This is a genomic window from Paenibacillus cineris, assembly GCF_018333335.1.
Lineage (GTDB): Bacteria > Bacillota > Bacilli > Paenibacillales > Paenibacillaceae > Paenibacillus_AQ > Paenibacillus_AQ favisporus.
Genome location: NZ_BORU01000003.1, coordinates 175924 through 193937 on the forward strand (window position 1 = coordinate 175924; position 18014 = coordinate 193937).

General features: G+C 55.1%; 17 protein-coding genes. 3 read left to right on the forward strand and 14 right to left on the reverse strand.

The window, feature by feature from the left end; translation table 11 throughout:
* Positions 1-103 precede the first annotated feature (103 nt).
* The 8 genes from KI379_RS24985 to KI379_RS25020 all read right to left on the reverse strand — a co-directional run bounded on the left by KI379_RS24985 (position 104) and on the right by KI379_RS25020 (position 10283).
* Entirely contained in the window at positions 104-841 is a 738-nt protein-coding gene (locus KI379_RS24985) for an aspartate/glutamate racemase family protein (protein WP_212985258.1), read from the reverse strand.
* Positions 842-848: 7 nt separating this feature from the next.
* Positions 849-2237 carry a sedoheptulokinase gene (locus tag KI379_RS24990; protein ID WP_212985259.1) on the reverse strand — a complete coding sequence of 463 codons (1389 nt, stop codon included), beginning with the start codon at positions 2235-2237 and terminating at the stop codon, positions 849-851.
* A gap of 338 nt (positions 2238-2575) precedes the next feature.
* The gene (locus tag KI379_RS24995; protein WP_212985260.1) at positions 2576-4627 is read right to left on the reverse strand and encodes a hypothetical protein; all 2052 of its coding nucleotides are present in this window, start codon (positions 4625-4627) and stop codon (positions 2576-2578) included.
* A gap of 54 nt (positions 4628-4681) precedes the next feature.
* Positions 4682-5935 (reverse strand): amidohydrolase family protein, encoded by a 1254-nt coding sequence (locus KI379_RS25000; RefSeq protein WP_089548713.1) that lies wholly within the window; start codon positions 5933-5935, stop codon positions 4682-4684.
* Positions 5936-6033: 98 nt separating this feature from the next.
* Positions 6034-7341, reverse strand: coding sequence for an ABC transporter substrate-binding protein (locus KI379_RS25005; RefSeq protein WP_076173786.1), 1308 nt, complete (start codon positions 7339-7341; stop codon positions 6034-6036).
* Positions 7342-7529: 188 nt separating this feature from the next.
* Positions 7530-8351, reverse strand: coding sequence for a carbohydrate ABC transporter permease (locus tag KI379_RS25010; RefSeq protein WP_076173787.1), 822 nt, complete (start codon positions 8349-8351; stop codon positions 7530-7532).
* Positions 8352-8365: 14 nt separating this feature from the next.
* Positions 8366-9238 carry a carbohydrate ABC transporter permease gene (locus KI379_RS25015; RefSeq protein ID WP_076173788.1) on the reverse strand — a complete coding sequence of 291 codons (873 nt, stop codon included), beginning with the start codon at positions 9236-9238 and terminating at the stop codon, positions 8366-8368.
* Between the two features lie 22 nt (positions 9239-9260).
* The gene (locus KI379_RS25020; RefSeq protein WP_212985261.1) at positions 9261-10283 is read right to left on the reverse strand and encodes a LacI family DNA-binding transcriptional regulator; all 1023 of its coding nucleotides are present in this window, start codon (positions 10281-10283) and stop codon (positions 9261-9263) included.
* Between the two features lie 635 nt (positions 10284-10918).
* Here KI379_RS25020 and KI379_RS25025 point away from each other — a divergent pair.
* The gene (locus tag KI379_RS25025; protein WP_212985262.1) at positions 10919-11356 is read left to right on the forward strand and encodes a ferritin family protein; all 438 of its coding nucleotides are present in this window, start codon (positions 10919-10921) and stop codon (positions 11354-11356) included.
* 242 nt (positions 11357-11598) lie between these two features.
* Here KI379_RS25025 and KI379_RS25030 read toward each other — a convergent pair whose 3' ends face one another.
* The 3 genes from KI379_RS25030 to KI379_RS25040 form a co-directional block, all read right to left on the reverse strand.
* The gene (locus KI379_RS25030; protein ID WP_089548717.1) at positions 11599-12372 is read right to left on the reverse strand and encodes an SDR family NAD(P)-dependent oxidoreductase; all 774 of its coding nucleotides are present in this window, start codon (positions 12370-12372) and stop codon (positions 11599-11601) included.
* Positions 12373-12633: 261 nt separating this feature from the next.
* On the reverse strand, positions 12634-13356 hold the full coding sequence (locus tag KI379_RS25035) for an SDR family oxidoreductase (RefSeq protein WP_212985263.1): 723 nt from the start codon (positions 13354-13356) through the stop codon (positions 12634-12636).
* On the reverse strand, positions 13353-13733 hold the full coding sequence (locus KI379_RS25040; RefSeq protein WP_306433702.1) for a MerR family transcriptional regulator: 381 nt from the start codon (positions 13731-13733) through the stop codon (positions 13353-13355). Before KI379_RS25040 ends, KI379_RS25035 begins: the two co-directional genes overlap by 4 nt.
* A 270-nt stretch (positions 13734-14003) precedes the next feature.
* Between KI379_RS25040 and KI379_RS25045 the strand changes: the two genes are divergently transcribed.
* Together KI379_RS25045 and KI379_RS25050 are read left to right on the forward strand one after the other, a co-directional pair.
* A complete protein-coding gene (locus tag KI379_RS25045) occupies positions 14004-14936 on the forward strand; it encodes a copper amine oxidase N-terminal domain-containing protein (protein ID WP_244879430.1) in 933 nt (310 codons plus the stop codon).
* A 98-nt stretch (positions 14937-15034) separates the two neighbouring features.
* Entirely contained in the window at positions 15035-15601 is a 567-nt protein-coding gene (locus KI379_RS25050) for an AAA family ATPase (RefSeq protein ID WP_212985264.1), read from the forward strand.
* Between the two features lie 30 nt (positions 15602-15631).
* On the opposite strand, the gene KI379_RS25055 is transcribed toward KI379_RS25050, so the two are convergent.
* From KI379_RS25055 to KI379_RS25065, 3 genes are all read right to left on the reverse strand, one after another.
* Positions 15632-16000, reverse strand: a complete 369-nt coding sequence (locus KI379_RS25055) for a sensory rhodopsin transducer (RefSeq protein ID WP_076173796.1) — start codon at positions 15998-16000, stop codon at positions 15632-15634.
* A 162-nt stretch (positions 16001-16162) separates the two neighbouring features.
* Complete coding sequence (locus KI379_RS25060; protein ID WP_212985265.1) at positions 16163-17323, reverse strand: MFS transporter; 1161 nt, start codon at positions 17321-17323, stop codon at positions 16163-16165.
* A gap of 122 nt (positions 17324-17445) precedes the next feature.
* Positions 17446-17997, reverse strand: a complete 552-nt coding sequence (locus KI379_RS25065; RefSeq protein ID WP_076173989.1) for a PadR family transcriptional regulator — start codon at positions 17995-17997, stop codon at positions 17446-17448.
* Positions 17998-18014: the final 17 nt, after the last annotated feature.

The following is an 18014-nucleotide window of genomic DNA, read 5'->3' on the forward strand; positions in this document are numbered from 1 at the left end:
GAAAAACGGACCTTGTTTCCGTCCATAAAGTCTGTTGTTCAGTTAAGTCTGTTCTTCAGTTAAGTCTGTTGTTCAGTTAAATCCGTTCTTCAGTTAAGTCTGTTCAGTGAAGTTTGCTCAGTTCATTTCTGTTCGCCGACAATTGCTCAAGCACGCGCCCCATTCCGAAGGCGGGGCTGGTCAGAAAGCGGCTGCGTTCCTCCGGAGGCAGGCCTTCCACCGCCCGCGCCATCGACGCCTGGGCCAATACGACGATGTCAGCCGTACCGGCCATCCGGACCAGCGCCTCGGCCAGCACTTCGTCATGGCCCTGCCGGTCGCCGGCCAGCAGGCGCTCGTACGCGGAAGAGATCACCTCCGGCACCAGCCGGACTTCTCTTCCGAGCCGCTCTGCCTGCTGCTGCAGCAGTCGCTGCGTCGGCCCGAGCGTCGTGGCCAGCGTGGCTGCCACACCGATGGTGCCGGCGGAGCGCACCGCATGCTCCGCCATCGCTTCGTCGATGCGCACGATCGGCACCGCAATCTCCGGCTGTACGGCAGCGCACAGCTCCCCGATGGAGGAGCAGGCGTTCAGAATACAGTCCGCGCCATGCCGCTCCGCAATGTGCGCATACTGCCTCCACCGCCCGGCGATGGCTCTGACGTCCCCGCCGTTCTCCGCGAGCTCCGGCAGGATCGAGTCGTCCACCAAATTGATGACACGGAGACCGGGCATCAACTGCTGTGCCAGGTCCCTTAAAGGATCGACCGTGACTGGGGTCGTATGAATGACCGCCAGTTTGAAGCGTCCCCATTCCTGCGGCTGGCGCGCTGTACTTGTATCGACTGTGTCCATGTCCATCGCAAGTTCACCCTTTCCTCATTTCGCTAAGCGCCGACCGGACATCGGGATAATATCCGGCCGCCGCTGCGCCGTACACGGCCGCTCCATAGGCCGCCTCTTCCTCCCCGGACGGAAGCTCAAGCGCCAGCCCGAGCTTCGCTTCCAGCATCTCTCGGAGGAGAGGGTTCCGGCGGATGCCGTTGCCCGAACCCGCCGCAGCCGAGATGCTGCCGCGCAGCCCCGCCGGCAGCGCGCCGACGTACTGCATCAGCTCGTCGGCCATGCCCTGCAGGAAGCCTGCGGCCAGATGGCCGGGCGTGAAATTGTCCGGCCCGATGCCGCGGATGGTCCCCCGAAGGCCCGGATCCTGCCGGTTTCCGTAAAACTGGGTCTGCACCTGAAGCGGCTCATCCCCGCGCCGAATTGCCTCCCGGGCCCATTCATTCATCCGCGCGTAGATCTCGCCTTCATCCGGAGACGTGCCGAAGGCTCTGCCCACCTCTTGAAAGAACGCCAGCAGCATGGCGTAGGACTTGCCCCCGCTAAGGGGGGCGCCTACCAGCAGCGAGCCGCCTCCCGGAAACGGCCGGATTTCAAGGCCGGCCGCAGCATCCAACTCCTCCGGAGACACGTCGTTGCCCGTGTAAATGGAAATTTGCGAGCCGGTTCCGACGTTGACGAGCAGCGTCCGCTCCAGCTGCGATACCGAACCGAGGAAGCTCGCCTGGTTGTCGCCGATCGCGCATGCTACGGGCTTGCCGTCCGGCGTTCTCCCGGCCGGCTCCGTGCCCTGGCATACAGGCGGCAGGATGGATACATCCATCCCGGCCTGCCGCAGCGCTTCTTCATCAAAGCAGTGCCGGCTCGCCGAGAACAATCCGATCCCGGCCGCGTTGGATGGATCCATGAGCGGTTTGGCAGCGCCCGTCAGCTGCATAGCCACGTAATCGCCGATCGTACATAAGTAAACCGCATCTTTGGGAACGTTCCCGTTTTTCACATGATGAAAGTGGGTCACCAGTCCATAGCCGCTGGCTGCCGGATAACCCGTACGTTCCCGAAGATACCGTGCGTAAGAGGCATCCCGGTCCTCCATCCGCTCGTCTCCCCGCCCGTCCTGCCAGGTATAGAGCGGACTGACGCTTTGGCCATCTCCGTTGACATAAAGAACGCCGTGCATCTGGCAGGAAATTCCGACCGCGGCCACGTCCGGCCATTCCTCTTGACATTCCGCAAGCAGCCCTCGAACTTGCTCCATAATCCGCTGCGGATCCTGCAGCCGTTCCCAGCTGTGATCCCCCCGAACCGATGCATCGTTCGCACAAGTTGCCACACGGATCGCCCGGCCTGACGCAGCCGAAATCAGCACGGCGCTGATCGATGTCGTTCCGATATCAATTCCTGCAAATAACATACGTTGTCCCCTCCCGTATTCGTCCTGCATCTCATCTCGCCTAAGCGATTTCATGGATTTCCTTATTCTTTTTCGCGGGCATAAAGCTAGGCACCTTCAAGCCATCCGCTTTCGGGTTATGAAATCCTTGTCTCGCTGGAAGGCGGTTTCGATAGGATGAAGAACGTCTACCGGCGTATTTTCATAAAGAACAGACATCGTTTTTTTGTCTCCAGCAAGCAGCTTACGGTTTTCGACCTCTTGGTCTTCGAATCTGTTCTCGATCCATCAGTCTTTAGATCTGTTTTGATCCTTCAGTTTTTGATCCTTCAGTTTTCAGCCCCTCGGTTTCCGATCCTTCAGCCTTCAATCAGCTCGCTCAGCCCCAGCTCCGCTGCGTATTCCGCCGCCTCCTGGGACGCGTACAGAATCAAGCCGATGCACCAGGAGTGCGACAGGGTCAGCATCATTCCTTTGGGCTGGAAGCAGTTCGTGTTGTAATAACGCTCGGTGACCATACCTTTATAGGCATTGAAGTCCCCGTCCTCCCGCGCGATAAACTGCAGGAAGCAGGCGATATGGTCGCGGGTGCGGTCCAGGTAATACCGGTCGCCGGAATGCTTCCACAGCCGCAGCATTTCCGGCACGCAGAACAGGCCGTAATTGTGCAGATGCTGGTTCGACGTGGACGCCTGATCCGCGCCGCGCGAACGAAAATCATACTGCGCCAGCAAGGTGTGGCGCGGGAAGCACAGATTATACGTCCAGCGGAACGTCATCATCCAGTACGCCGCGCTGGATGCGAGCTCCAGCCACTTCGGCTGTCGTTCATACTCGTACAGCAGCACATAGGCAGCGACGGCGTTATAGGCGTCTTCCGAGGTCGGTGTCAGATGCACATCCTCCGGAGCGCCGTAAATATATTCATCCCTGATAAACTTCTCGTAATAGCTGCCGGCACGCACAGCGGCATCGGCAAACTGCGTTTCCCCGAACAAGGCCGCGCCTTCGAGCAGCGCCGCGATCCACAGCATGCCGCCGGCGCCGTCCCATTCTTCGACCTCCCCGGTCTCCGCATGGTAATAGGAGCCGAAATTGCCGTCGCTTCGCTGGCAGGAAGCCGCAAAATTCAAGTTCGACAGGGCCGCCGCTTCCCAGTCCGGATGGGATGCTCCCAGCCCGCGCTCAAAGGCCAGCGCCCGGACCATGAACAGCGTCGCTTCGGCCGCCGTTCTCGCCTGCAGCCAATCGGGCTTCGGATTCCAGCCGGCGTTCCAGCCCCGGCCCTCGATCCAGGACGCCCAGAAAATGCCGCTCGGCGACAAGCCTTCGGCGATTTTGCTCAGCACGTCCATGCCGGCCGCAGTATACTCGGCTATTCCCTGCCTGCGTCCGTACTGCAGCAGCGCATGCGCGTAAGGCGCTCCGCTGACCCAGCCTACGTGCATATGGGGGCGGTCCCCCTGCCCTTTAACGTTGTTGTTCAGTTCGCGGTCAAACGCCGCCGTTTCGTACAATATGCGGTGCTCCGGACGATAATGCCACGTAAACAGGCCGTGGGCGGTCAGCTGCGCCGCCTCGTCCAGATCCATCCAAGGCCGGAGCGGGTAGGCCTCGGCATGCAGCCGGTACATCCGGCGCACGAACGGGTCGTACGCGTGGGGATCGCTTGCCGCCGTATACACCCGGTAGCGCAGCGTTACCTGCTGCCCCGGCTCAAACCGTGCGGACGCCAGATCCGCAGGGGCCGGAACCGGCTCGCCGACGAACGTCACCGGCTCTTCCCGGTACGGGAAGTTCAGCCAGACCGCCGTTCCGTCCGCGTTGCCCCGGAAACCGAGGCCCGTCAAGCCCAGCTCCGACATTTCTTCCGTGCAGAGCGCGCCGCACAGCGCATCATTCCAGGCAAACACTACCGGCAGCGCCGCCCGGTCCGAGCGGAAGGACCAATAATCCGATACCATCTGCTCGGGGTCTCCGCCCCGGTAGTCATAGCGGGGATAGCGCCGCAAATTTTTCTCAAAACGATTTTCCTTATAGAAAGCGCCGGGAATCATCCAATCCGGCTTCCCGGGACCGTTTACCTCTGCCCGCAGCGTCAGCCCCATATTTTTGGGAACGTTCCCGTTATACGTTAAATGAAGGGTGACGTCGTAGCCGCCACAGCTGTCCTTCACCGCTTCCCATTTCGCTTCGGCAGCAAATTCGTCCGAAGAGCCGGACATCGTCAGCCCTCCATCCGTCAAAGCATCCACCCTTTCGATCGGAACCTCCAGGGTCGACCCGTCCAGCGGGCTCCATGCTTCGATCAAATGACCGAACCGCAGCGCAGCCTCCCCCTGTTCCTCACCGGGCCGATACACGTTCAGTACGTAACGCTCACCACCGTCTGCCTCTGCCTTCCATCCCACGATTGACTCCCGCCTTTCTTCCAATAGCCTTCTTTTTCCGGAAATTTTTCTACATTACATATCCAGCTGGTATATCTCGATCAGGTTGTCCCGGAAAATGCGCTTGGCGAATTCCATTGCTGCCTGTTCCGTCATGCTGTCCTCCTGAACTTTCTCGGTTAACACGTCGCCCACTAGGTTCCGTACCAGCTTCAGATGCGCGTAGGTTCCTTCGATATGGTTGTAGTCGCCACCGAATCCCTGGATCTTCGACTGCGGCACCATCTCGATCATTTGATGCAGAATCTGCTTGCCGATCGTCGGCGAGATGATATGCACCCAGGTAAAGTCGGTGTATACGTTCGGATAATTTTTCGCGATGCTCAAATACGATTGATGGTAAGGAAAACCGCAGTGCAGCAGGACGAATTTGGCGTCCCGGTACTGCGCCAGCAGCGGCAGCAGCAGCTCTGCGTTCGAGTTGGTCAGGATGTTGCCGTTGCCGGACACGCTAGATTCATGATGGCCGGTGTGAATCTGGATCGGCAGATCATAAGCGATGGAACGCTGGATGATGAAATGAATGAGGTAGTCCTGCAGCGCCAGCGTCTCTTCCTTCGACAGCCCATCCTGCAGCGTATAGCCTAGCAGCCGATTGAAGACGATCTCCGCTTCGTGGAACGTCGGGTTAGTGCTGGCGAGGCTCCGCCAATACGCATGGCCCAGCTTCGTTGCGACCATTCCTTCCTGTTTGTATCTATGCAATAAGGCATCCACTGCTTCGAGATAGCCCGGGAACGAATGTACATGCACCCCTGCGGCGTTCTCCACGTCGTGAATATCCTTGAGTGTTCGAAGTTTAAAGGTAAAATCCAAAAACATGATCGGCCGGAACAATTCGTAATCCAATTGCGTGGTTTGGATCAGCGTGAACGCCAGGTCAATTTTTGAGCGTTCGTACAGCACCTCCCGGTACCAGTCCGGGTTATTCGTCGCCGCCTTCACTTTATCATTAACCTCCAGAATGCCTTGAACCGTCCAATCTTCAAAGCCGTACAGGTCCTTCATGGCCGTCCGGAACATATTCGCGTACGTGGTGTTGTTCGCGCGCTGCCAGTACTGCAGGAAGGTGGCCGCTTTCTCTTCGTCACTGCGCACCCGGCCGCTTAAAGCCCCGCGCTGCATCCCCGCCGTAATGAAGTCGGAATCAAGGTAATGCATCAGGGAGAAAAAATCCTGCTGCTCTCTTTGTCTGATCTGCGGAGTCGCCAAATGCTCGTGTCCGTCGATGATCCGTAGTTCGCTGATATAATCATGTATGCTGCTCATCGGGCCTTTCTCCTTCCAAAAATGGAGCGGCTGCTCCTCTTCTCATCCGAACAGCAGCCGCGTCTATTTATCTGTCGTTTCTGCTCTTGACCGGGCGATCAGTCCACATTCAGCTCAGGGAAAGCGTTCTTCACTTCTTTTTTGAAGTCTGACACGACGTCGTCATAGCTGCGGTTGTTGGTGACACCGTCGCCTGCGACCTTTCTCCACTTGCTCATGATGTCTTCGCCGTATTTATCCGGTTTCGTTGCCGGAATTTTCACGACGGTTTCGTAATAAGGCTTCAAGACGTTTTCGTCGCCGAACAGCGGGGATTTGTACGTATCCAGGTTGGCCTCGTACACTTTGCTGTTGCCCGGCATGTTGCCCGTTTTCTCCAGGTTGTGCTGCTGCCATTCCTCGCCGGCGATATATTTGATGAACTCATACGCCAGGTCTTTGTTTTTGGACTTTTCGTAGATGCCGCGGTACGTTCCACCCGAGTAGAAGCCTTCCGGCGTTTTGGCTACGCCGTACTTGCCTTTGGCTTTGTCGTCCTTGTTGTCGACCATAAACCCGGCCCATGCCGGCATGGAAGTCAGCACGACGCTGCCGTCGTTCAGTGCGTTGCCCCAGCCCGCCGACATGAACGGAAGCTTGGCATCCACGTTGTTTTTGCGGATATCCAGCTGGGTTTGATAGACCGTCTGCCATTTCGGATCGATGTTCAGCTTGCCGTCCTTCACCCACGGCTGGGTGTTGTAGGCTTCAATGTCGAACAGGTCGCCGGCGTTTTGGATCAGATGCACTTTGCCGCCGCTGTCCGCTGCCACCTTTTTGCCGAGCTCAATGATTTTGTCCCACGAGCCGACCATATCGCTGACTTTGTCGGGATCATCTGTGCCGAGGTACTTCTTGGCCGTATCGCGCAGATACCAGAAGCCGCCCGGAGAAGAGTGGTCGGAAATCGCCCGCAGCTTGCCGTCCTGGGATCGTCCCAGCTCCTGAACGTAAGGGACGTAATCCTTCACCAGATCCTCGGCGCCCATCGCCGACAGGTCCGTCAAAAACTTCGAATCGATGAATTTGCCGATATACCCGCGCTCCAGGTCGAAAATATCGGGAACGTCGCGGCCGGACTGCAGCGCGGTCAGCAGCTTCGTCTGGTATTGGTCGCCCGGGAACATTTTGACGTCTACCGTGACGCCGGGATTTTTCGCCTGAAACTGGTCGGCCATGTCCTTCACCTGGTCAAAGAACGTCCAGATGACCAAATGACCTTTGAGCTCGCCGGATTCGGCGGCCTTGCCGGAGTCGTCTCCGCTTGCCGTACTGCTGCTGTCCGAAGCTTTGCTTCCGCATCCGGCCAGCATGCTGCCGACCAGCAGGACGGACAGCACCATCATCAGCCATTTCTTCGTTTTCAAAACCGATCTCCCCTTTTTGAAGACGTTTTTCTTATTGTGATTGAAGTGCATGCGTAACAGATGTCCGCAATTTGTAGAACGCTTTCAATTGACTTTGTTTTCGTGGCGGTCCACTTCGCCGTTTCCCGGTCATCACCTCTTTCCCTGGAGTCTGAAAGTCAAGCCGTCTTGATGTCTGCTTCAATCGGTCAGCCTTTGACCGCTCCCGCCGCCACCCCGTCGATAATCCGTTTGGACATGAACGAGAAGAAGACGAGGATCGGTACGACCGCAATCACGATGCCCACATACTGTGCGCCAAAGTCTGATGTAAACTGGGATTTCAGGCTCGCGATCATGACCGGCAGCGTCTGCAGGTTGTTGTCGAAGAGGACGATCATCGGCGTGAGAAAATCGTTCCATTTGCCGATAAAAGCGAAGATTCCCAGCGTCGCAAGCCCCGGACTCATGATCGGCAGCACGATCCGGTTGAAGATCTGCCATTCGCCGTACCCGTCCATCCGGCCCGATTCAATGATTTCCGTCGGCACCGAGGAATCCGCGAACTGCCGCATCAGGAAAATCCCGAAGGCGTTGTGGATCGACGGCAAAATGAGCGGCCAGTACGTGTTCAGCATGTTCAGCGAATCCATCAGCTTGAAGAAACCGATGATGCCGAGCTGGCCCGGAATCATCATCGTGCCGAGCACAAACATGAACAGTACGTTTTTGTACTTGAAGTTGTATTTCGAGAAGCCGTACCCGGCCAGTGCCGCAAAGTACACGTTAATGATCGTCGACGTGACGGTGATCAGGACGGTGTTCCCGAAGCCCCGCCAAATGTTGACGGTGTCCTTCAGCCTCGCATAGTTGTCGAGAAACTGGTCTCCCGGAATGAGCAGCAGCTTCCGCGCAATATCCGAGTTGGCATGGGTGGATGTAATGATCATGCTGTAGAAGGGCAGCAGGCATGTCGCCGCCACGGCGATGAGAAAGAGGTACAGAATGCCTCGGGTAAGTATTTTAGCCATGAAGGTGGACCTCCTTAATCCTTCAGCTTCGACGCTTTGGCCGTAATGGCCGTAAAGAACATGACCACAAAGAATATTCCGTAGGCGACCGCCGCCCCGTAGCTGTAATCAAAGTTTTTGAAAGCCGTTTCATATAAGTACATGACCATCGTTCTGGAAGAGTTGCCCGGCCCGTCTCCGAGCATGAGCGGCGCATCAAACAGCTGCAGGCCGCCGATGACCGACGTAATGAACACAAACAGGAATACCGGGCGGAGCAGCGGCAGCGTAATGTGCATCGCGGTCTGCTTTTTGGTCGCCCCATCCACTTCGGCGGCTTCATACACTTCTCTCGGAATGCCCTGAAGTCCGGCGATAAAGACGATCATGTTAAACCCGAAGTACTGCCAGCAGATGACCCCCGATGCGATAATTCTGGACCACCATGGGCTGTTAAACCAGTTGACCGGATCGTGAATGATCCCCAGACTCATGAGCAGCTTGTTGATCGTCCCGGTCTGCCAGTCGAACATGAGGGAGAAGATGACCCCCAGCGTGACCGGCGTAATGATGTGAGGAAAGAAATAGACCGCCCGGAAGAAATGCTTGCCCCGGATAAAGCGCTCGTTCAGCACCAGCGCGAGCAGCACCGATAAGATGAGCTGGGGAACGTTGGATAGAATCCAGATAATAAGCGTGTTGCCTATCGTCTGATAAAAGAAGCTGTCGTGCAGCAGGCGTGAATAATTCGCCAGCCCCACATAGACCGGATCCGAAAATCCGTCCCATTTCATGAAGCTGAGGTAGAGCGTGTACAGAATCGGCATCAGCCCGAATACGGCAAAGCCGATGAAGAAAGGCGCCACAAAGATGTAACCGTAAAATGACCTGTTGACCTTGGAGCCCATCGTTTTCACCCCTTTTTACACTTTACTTGGTTCCACAAGAGTCCCGGACGATGAGCTTCGGCTTCAGCAGATGGATCGCTTCCTCACTCTTGTCCTGGATGCCTTCGATTTGCTGAAACAATCCTTCCGCCGCTTTTCGGCCGATGGCTTCAAAGGGCTGGCGCACCGTCGTCAGCGACGGATACACCCATTCCGAGATCGAAATGTCGTCATACCCGACGACCGACATCTGCTTGGGCACGTTGAGCCCGTGCTCCTGGATGGCCCGCAGCGCCCCGGTTGCCGCTTCGTCGTTGGAGCCGATGACCGCCGAGAAGCCTTTGCGCTCCAGCAGCTGCTTCATCGCCTGATATCCGCCCTGGCTGCTCCAGTCCGACTCCACCACCCATTCCGGTCGGTAGGTTAACCCAAGCGTTTCCATCGCCTGCAAATATCCGTTAAAACGGTGCTGGTTCGCTGCGGCATGCTGCGGTCCGGAAATGTATGCGATTTCCCGGTGGCCCAGGCTGTGCAAGTATCCGACGATATCGTAGACCCCCGCCGCATTGTCGACGTCGACCGCGAAAATGCCGTCCTTGCCGCCGTGATCGCCGATCAGTGCGATCGGATACTGCGAGTCCCTGATTCTCTCCAAGTCTTCGTCCTTGCGCTTTTGGAAGCTCACCAGGATCACTCCGTCGACCTGCCCTTCATACAGAAGGTTGAGGAAGGATATTTCTTCGGCATAGTTGGAAGTCCAGCTCAGGAAGGTGCAATTGTATCCCTTCAGATTGGCTACTCCCTCAATGCCCCGGATGATGCCGGAATAGAAAATATTCGAAATGTTGTCGACGACGACGGCGATGCTGTTCGTCCGGTCAAGCACCAGCCTGCGGGCATTGGCGTTGCGGTGGAAATTCAGCTCCTTGATGGCTTTATCCAGCGCTTCCTGCGTTGCTTTTTTAACCTGCTGCCCGTTCAGGTAACGGGACACGGTGCTTTTGCTTGTTCCTGCCAATCTGGCGACATCGTGAATGGTTGGACCCACTGTTATCACTCTCTCCATGTATCGTTTCCCATGTTTCGGCCCCTTCACTTGCCTATCCCGCTGATACGGAATCGATGGCAAGATACAGCACGAATACCATTTTTGGGAACGTTCCCATTTTACCAGACAGCCGAGGTCCAAGGAAAGGACTTGTTTGGCAGGAGCTGCCATTTCTTTACCGGAAGGATTCACGGCACTAGCAGTTGGTTGTCTGTCCCCCGTCTTAGAGCTATCCATACAGCCTCTATGAGGTTCCCGTCTTGACAAGTTTCCGTCACGGTCCTCCAATCATCCGCCGCCAACTTCATTTTGGGAACGTTCCCAAAATGAAGGAAATGCCTCTCCCAGCTTTGCTGCATCAGAGTTCATGTGAACGGGAAAGGATCTAACAGGAAGCCAAATGACCGAATCAAAACCGATGAAATTTTTGGGAACGTTCCCGTTTTGGTGCAACAACTTGATTAAGATGGGTCTATAATAGCGCTTCCAGAATGGGGTGTCAACGGATATTTCAAAAATAAAAAATAACCATTTTATGGGTGGCGGCTTATCTTTGTCCCTCCCCACGATTTTTTCGTAAATGAATGACATTTGCCCAAGAAGCTGAATAGGGTGAAGAAAAGCCTATATTTGCGAAGGGAGATACACCAAGAATGTATTACTATACGTGGGACTATCGGGCTCCGGCCTCATCCATCGCCGATCTCGAGAAAGCCATCAACGGAGAATACTCCGCCATCGCCTGCTATGAACGGCTGGCGGGTGCGGCGCCAAGCGAAGAAGAACGCACACAGATCATGGAGATCCGTAAAGACGAAATCAGACACTATCAAACGTTTGCCGGGCTGTACACGTCCCTGACCGGAAGACAGCCGGCACCTGTCATCAATGAGCCCTGCCCCTCCGTCTACCGCGATGGCCTCCACTTTGCCTTCAAGGACGAACAGAACACGGTGGACTTCTACCATGAAGCCGCCGACCGGGCATCCGATCCGGCCGTGAAGCAGGCTTTCCTCAGGGCAGCCGCCGATGAGCAGAACCATGCCGTTTGGTTTTTGTACTTTCTTACAAAGCAGCAGGCCAGGGAATAACCGTTGGGGCGAAAGGACACGGAAAGATAAGCCAAACGTTTGCCGGGTCTGTGGCCCTCGATCAGAGCGCACTTAACACTTGCATAGGGATGCTGGATGCTTGAAAGAACCGCAATCCAAAATGGCGCCACAGGGATCTGTCCCTATGGCGCCATTTATATTTATTAAAATCACATGCCAAACTAGATGCGAAATTGGGATTGTCAATTTTTTCGCTATCCGGCCGCAGCTCTCTTGTACTCCTACACCCCGTAATGCGTAACGCCTCCATCAACAAATAAATTTTGCCCCGTAACGTATCCCGCTCCTTCGGAACAAAAAAACAGAACGGGAGCGACCACTTCCTCCAAACGGCCATACCTCCCCATTGGCGTCCGCTGTTCAATCATCTTCTGGTTATCCGGATCGTCGAGGGCTTCTGCGTTAAGAGAAGTCCGGATAAACCAAGGACTAACCGCATTGACGGTAACGCCATATCGGGCCCACTCGCTGGCAAGCTGTTTTGTCAATTGCACGACGGCCGCTTTGCTGGGCCCATATGCCGTTGAGAATGACAGCGTTAGTTCCGATGCCACGGAAGCGATATTTACGATACGGCCGCTTTGGCGTTCAATCATATGGCTACCTGCCGCCTGGGACATCAAAAAAACAGATTTTAAGTTGGTATCGACCACAAAGTCCCATTCTTCCTCACTGAGCTCAAAAGCGGAATGGCGAATGTTTGTCCCGGCATTGTTGACCAGTATGTCGATTTTCCCGAATCTTTCCACCACTTGTTGAACGGCCGAGTCTACGGAACGCTTATCGGTAACATCGCAAGCGATGCCGAGCGCACGCCGCCCGGTAGCAAGGCTAATCTCATGAGCGGCTGCAAGTACTTCGGCCTCGGTCCGGGCAGTCAATGCGACATCCGCCCCCGCCTGGGCAAGCCCCTCAGCAATCGTTCTTCCGATCCCGCGGCTGGCACCTGTAACGATAGCCACCTTTCCGTTCAAATCGAAGTTGACGTTGACCACTTCATATCCCTCCATGAAAATGCATATTTTTCGAATCAGGATGATTTCCATTGCTCGACTAGCTTTTCGTAACCATAGCATGACCAGGTGGCCGCCTTCTGATCATAAAACACGTACTAACATAAGTAAAATGCATATTAATTATCACAACCATATCAAAATTGTTATATAAAAATCATATTAAAAAATGATATGACATTCATATGATGCATTTGATAAGCCATCGGAAAACCATCATGACCATTCCGTTTCAACAAAGAGCTACCAGGAAATGGCCTTCCGTTCCCGGAAATATCCACCGCTGGGGCCGTCCTCTCCCGCAGTAGCCAGCCACACAGCCGTATCGGCCCCCTCCGCCACCGAGAGCGGGGCATCCGTCCCGCCCATATCGGTCTGCACTCTGCCCGGGCAAACCGCATTCGTTTGAATACCGTACGCCGCGGCTTCCTGGTCCACCAACACCGTCAGCGCATTCAGCATCGTTTTGGAAATCCGGTAAGCAGAGGATGAGCCCTTAAGCCCGAGGAGACCCTGCATCACCTCAAAAGAACCGAGACCGGACGACATGTTGACGATCCGCCCGTACCCTTGCTCCTTCATCAACGGCACCACCGCCTGGATCATGCGCAGCGCGCCGAAGAAGTTGGTCTCCAGCGTTTCTTTCATCACATCCTCCTCCACGTCCAGGACAGATACGCCTCGATCCAGAATGATGCCCGCGTTGTTAATGAGAACGTCAAGCCTGCCATGTTCCTGCCGGATTCGATCCACTATCGCATCGATGCTTCCCGGGTCCTGCAGATCCACCACCTGGACCTCCAGCTCAAGCCCCTCCGAACGCAGCTCGAATACGGCTTGCCGCCCCTTCTCTTTGCTCCTGCAGCCAATGATGACATGCAGCCCTTTTTGCGCCAGTTGTCTGGCGATTTCCTTTCCGATCCCGCGATTCCCGCCGGTGATCAGTGCAACCCGCTTGCTATTCATTCCCAATCTTCTCCTTTCTCTAGCTCACGTCTCCAAGTGGTCAGGCATGCCCGTAAATGGTCTTCCGCTTTTCGAAGCGTGTCGATCCGCTCCCCAATCTCCGCCAGCTTGGCTTCCCCTACCCGGATCGCTCCGGGCAAGCATTCCCGCCGAACCTCCTCCGATCCGGCGCACGGATAGGCATCGCTGATTTCTTTGGCGCTTAGTCCAAGGCTGAAGTACAGCTGGATGATCCGGACGCGCTCGACATCGGACATGCTGTACTCCCGGTACCCGTTATCCAGCCGGACGGGATGAAGCAGCTCCTTCTCCTCGTAATATCGCAGTGAGCGCAGGCTCACGCCTGTGGCCCGGGACAGCTCGCTAATATGCATCATCGTTACCCCCTTTCATCGGCCTTGCAGCCATCTGTTAAAGCAAGTGTAAACCCTCACATCATGTGAAGGTCAAGCGATGTTTTGCGGGCGGATTTATCATTCACCCTGATTCAATGGGCTGTCCGTTAATTTTTCTGGTAAGTGCATTGGAAAACGGGGCTGGTTGAGGCCATGACCTCGGTCTTATGGGGGCTGGTTAAGATGTAATGAAGTCATACTTTCTCGTTTATAGGACGTCTATATATAGGAATATCTAAACAGGAGGGACGAATGATGAAGAAAATCACCATGGCCTCGATTCCATTTCTCTGTGCAGCAGCTCTCATGCTGCCGGATCACAGCATCGGTACAGCAGCAGCCAGAACCAATAGTGGAACTCATGTCATCATCAATAAACAAGATCTGGCACCCGAAGATGTCCTTATAAAAAACAACCAAATATTTATTAGCTTCACTGAAGCTAAAGCGCTAGATAATCTAACTTTCCAATGGAATCACGCTGCAAAACAAGTGACCGCAAAAGGCAAGGGTACCAGTCTATTGCTTACCATCAACCAAACAACCGCCCTGAAAAACGGAAAAGCTGTGAAGTTGAACACAGCTCCGTTTATCTATGATGGAAAAACGATGATCCCCCTGCGATTTGTCACGGAAACCATGGGCGGCTCTGTTACCTGGAATCCATCCACTCAGACAGCATACATCACAAAGGCAAGCTCATATTTGACCAGCGATCTCCTGAGTGATGAGTTAAGCGTTGCAAGGAATGCGGCGATCAATCTTCCAAGAGTGTCACTGCTGCCTAAAATAAATACTCCCACTTACGAGACTTCAAGTATCCAGTATTATTTTCCAAAAAATGTGCACGATCAATTTTTTGAAAAAAACAACAATGCCATCAGTTATTTTGAAATTTCTGATGATATCGCTTATTTGAAATGGCAAGGCTTAATCACCAAAAAAGCAAGTACTCAAAAGCAGCTGTATTTTATTTACGGAACGATAACCAACGAAATTGGAACACTGCCATCAATTAAAGACTCCACATTCGCCGCCTTCCATTGGATGCCGCATATCGGATCGACCGGCTATAGCTTGATTCATAAGGACAATTGGAACGATGTTGTGTTCAAGGAAACGGAAATGGATCAAAATAACGCAAAACCAAACTATATTATTGTTCAGATTCCTGAAGAAGAATAGAAACTGGCCCAGTTACCCGGTGGATCGAAATGTTGGACTGATCAGGCAGGATCTCCCTTCCGGAAAATCGAATTTATCGTTAACGGGAGGCGAGGATCATGGCAGTTTATGGACCAGACAGTGCGAAGACACCGGACAAAATTCGCATTATCGGCTCGGTCGGCAGCGGCAAATCGACTTTGGCAAGAGCGTTGTCCGACCAATTAGGCATCCCTTATTATGAATTGGATAATATGGTGTGGAGGCGCACGGACCATGGAGACGTGAAGAACAGCTTCGAGGAAAGAGACTGTATCCTGAACGGCATTCTCGAGCAGGACCGGTGGATTATCGAGGGCGTTCATTATCAGTGGGTGCAGCGGAGCTTCGCGGACGCGGACCTGATCGTTTACGTCGATACGCCGATCTGGGTCCGCAATTACCGCATACTGAAGCGTTTTACCGTGCAAAAGCTGGGGCTTGCGCAGGGGAACTACAAGCAGACGTTCAGCATGCTCCGCAAAATGTACCAATGGAACTACCGGCACGCAAAAAAGGAAAAGCCGGAAATTATGCAGATTGTAGAGCCATACCGCGGAAAGCTGCGGATGATCCGCAATTCGTCTGTGCGGCAGGCTTTAATGCTGTCCGAAAAGCCCGGCCCTAAAGGGATTGAAGTACCCTAAAGGGCCTGAGGGGTCAAAAAACCTGAATCTCTATTCCTTCACCGGAAAGGCCATGACGCTCATCAGCGCGTTCTCGGCCTGCGTAGAATCCAGCCGGCTATACTGCACAAAAATCGGTGCGCTGCCGGTGACCTCCATGGCATAAGGAACCCCTTTCGGTATGTACTTCCCTTCCACGTTCAGATGGGCCGTGCGGATATGATGCGTCCGCTGCCCCCCCACAGTCGCCGTCATGCCCAGGATCGGTTCCCGGTCTTCGAAAAAAGCGTTGACCGTCACCGTCACTTCTTCTCCGCTTAAGTTCAGCACGCAAATCGATTCGTGGCTTTCCAGCTGGCCGCTGCTCGTCGGTGGAATGTACCCGTCGGGAATAATCCACTGTAACTGACCTTTGGACATTCGAATCCCTCTTTTCGAAAAAAGTTTTGCCGTGCCTCCTTAGCTAGGCTCATAAGACGGAGACGCGGCTTTTTTCCATTATAAACCTCTCAGGGAAGCGATTACATCCAATTTCCCTTACTTTTTGGTTAAAAAACAGGGCGGCCTGCTAAGCCGTTCTTATTACTCTACGGCCGCCTGCTCCATCTGCCGCTTTGCCAGCGGTTTGCGGACGAATGCCAGAAAGATCAGCGCGGATACGGCGACGGATGCGGCACAGACGCCGAACAGCGTATTGTACCCCGTATACTGCGACACCCAGCCCAGCAGGATGGAGCCCAGGCCGATGCCGAGATCAAAGGCGGTCATGTACGAAGCGCTGGCCGCGCCCCGCCGCTCCGGATCCGCAAGCCGAAGGTTCACCGCCTGCATGGCCGGCTGAGCCGAGCCGAATCCGATGCCGTACAGCACGGCGGCGGTGATGACGCCCGCAAGCCCGCCGGCGAAGGCAAGGACGAGGAGCCCAACCGCCGTAACGGCCAGCGCCGGCACGATCACGTAAGCTTCGCCGAGCCGGTCGGCCAGCTTGCCGGCCACCGGCCGCGCCAGCGTCAGCGCCAGGGCGTAGACGAGAAAGAAGGTGCCGGCGTTCACCCGGACCGATTCGGCAAAGAGCGGCAGAAACGTCGTGATCCCGCCGTAAGCCGCCGACAGGAAAAACAGCGACGAGGTGACGGGAAGCACCGATTTTTCGAAAAAGACGATTTTCCGCCGCTCCGCCTTGACCTGAAACGGAATCCGGGTCAGAAAGACGAGAATGAAGGCCGCGGCGGATAAGCCGGTCGCCAGCAGAAACAAATCGTGAAATGAGCCGCTCTGGTGCACCCAGGTCCCGAGCATCGGTCCGACCGCCATGGCGATCGTCATCGCCAGGCCAAACCAGCCCATGCCTTCACCGCGCCGCTGGACGGGAATAATGTCGGTAACCGACGTGCTCACCGCCGTGGTAGAGAGCGCCCAGCTGGCCCCATGAAGAATCCGCAGTCCGAGAAGAACGGCGATCCCGCCAACCCAGTCATACAGATACATGGACAATACGAAGAAGATCAATCCCCAAATCATAAAGGGCCTTCGGCCGTAACGGTCGAGCAGCCCGCCGACAATGGGACGAAACAGAACGGCGCTCAGCGTGAACACGCCGGTTACGAGCCCGACTTGGGATTCGTCCCCGCCCATCTCCTTGATAAAGAGCGGCATCGTCGGCAGCAGCAGATAAAACCCAGTGAACAGCACCAGCATAGCGGCCGTGATTTGAATAAAAGACCTCGTCCAGAGCCTTTCCATAGATGAATTCCTCCCTAACCATAAATTAAAGTTGTTTCATGTGCTCCAAATCTTCTGGAATCATCGTGCTGGTTCAATCCCTGTGGCGATATTCCTGATCGTCATCTTTCACGACATTTCCATCAATCTTCCTCGGCCTGGATTCGCTCGATCTCTGCCGTGATCCAGGCTTCATCCGCCTCTCCCAGCCGTTTGCGGTAATCAAACATCCGGAGCAGCTGGTTCCGCTGCTTGGCGGGTTCCGGCTGCTGTGATTGCAGGTACGCCTCAAACCGGGACACATACTCCCGGCTTCTTCGGATGATCTGCAGGTAATCCTCCAGACAGGCCAGGCGGACCTCCTTGGTCACGTAGCCGAAATACACCATTTTAAACCGGAAAATCAGCGCGGCCTCGGCTTCCGGGTTCGGCTCAAGCGTCTCCTTCATCAGCTCTTCAAAACGCTGCCGGCCGGCATCGGTAATCGCATATATTTTCCGGGTTCGCCCGCCCTTCGTCTCTTCTTCGATCCGCAAATGAATCCACCCGGCCTCCGTCATCCGCGACAGAAGCGGGTACAGCGTACCGGAGCTAATCTTACGGCCAAGCCCCACCGCGTTATTCAAGACGTCCTGGAGCATATATCCGTGCTTCTCACCTGTCATCAGCTCGCCCAGAACGAACAATTCGTACACCCCTCTCACCTCCGTTA

Excerpts from the sequence above, each read along its gene's own strand:
- KI379_RS24985 (WP_212985258.1), bottom strand. The coding sequence starts at position 841 with ATGGACATGGACACAGTCGATACAAGTACAGCGCGCCAGCCGCAGGAA.
- KI379_RS24990 (WP_212985259.1), bottom strand. The coding sequence starts at position 2,237 with ATGTTATTTGCAGGAATTGATATCGGAACGACATCGATCAGCGCCGTG.
- KI379_RS25000 (WP_089548713.1), bottom strand. The coding sequence starts at position 5,935 with ATGAGCAGCATACATGATTATATCAGCGAACTACGGATCATCGACGGA.
- KI379_RS25010 (WP_076173787.1), bottom strand. The coding sequence starts at position 8,351 with ATGGCTAAAATACTTACCCGAGGCATTCTGTACCTCTTTCTCATCGCC.
- KI379_RS25015 (WP_076173788.1), bottom strand. The coding sequence starts at position 9,238 with ATGGGCTCCAAGGTCAACAGGTCATTTTACGGTTACATCTTTGTGGCG.
- KI379_RS25020 (WP_212985261.1), bottom strand. The coding sequence starts at position 10,283 with ATGGAGAGAGTGATAACAGTGGGTCCAACCATTCACGATGTCGCCAGA.
- KI379_RS25025 (WP_212985262.1), top strand. The coding sequence starts at position 10,919 with ATGTATTACTATACGTGGGACTATCGGGCTCCGGCCTCATCCATCGCC.
- KI379_RS25035 (WP_212985263.1), bottom strand. The coding sequence starts at position 13,356 with ATGAATAGCAAGCGGGTTGCACTGATCACCGGCGGGAATCGCGGGATC.
- KI379_RS25040 (WP_306433702.1), bottom strand. The coding sequence starts at position 13,733 with ATGATGCATATTAGCGAGCTGTCCCGGGCCACAGGCGTGAGCCTGCGC.
- KI379_RS25045 (WP_244879430.1), top strand. The coding sequence starts at position 14,004 with ATGATGAAGAAAATCACCATGGCCTCGATTCCATTTCTCTGTGCAGCA.
- KI379_RS25050 (WP_212985264.1), top strand. The coding sequence starts at position 15,035 with ATGGCAGTTTATGGACCAGACAGTGCGAAGACACCGGACAAAATTCGC.
- KI379_RS25055 (WP_076173796.1), bottom strand. The coding sequence starts at position 16,000 with ATGTCCAAAGGTCAGTTACAGTGGATTATTCCCGACGGGTACATTCCA.
- KI379_RS25060 (WP_212985265.1), bottom strand. The coding sequence starts at position 17,323 with ATGGAAAGGCTCTGGACGAGGTCTTTTATTCAAATCACGGCCGCTATG.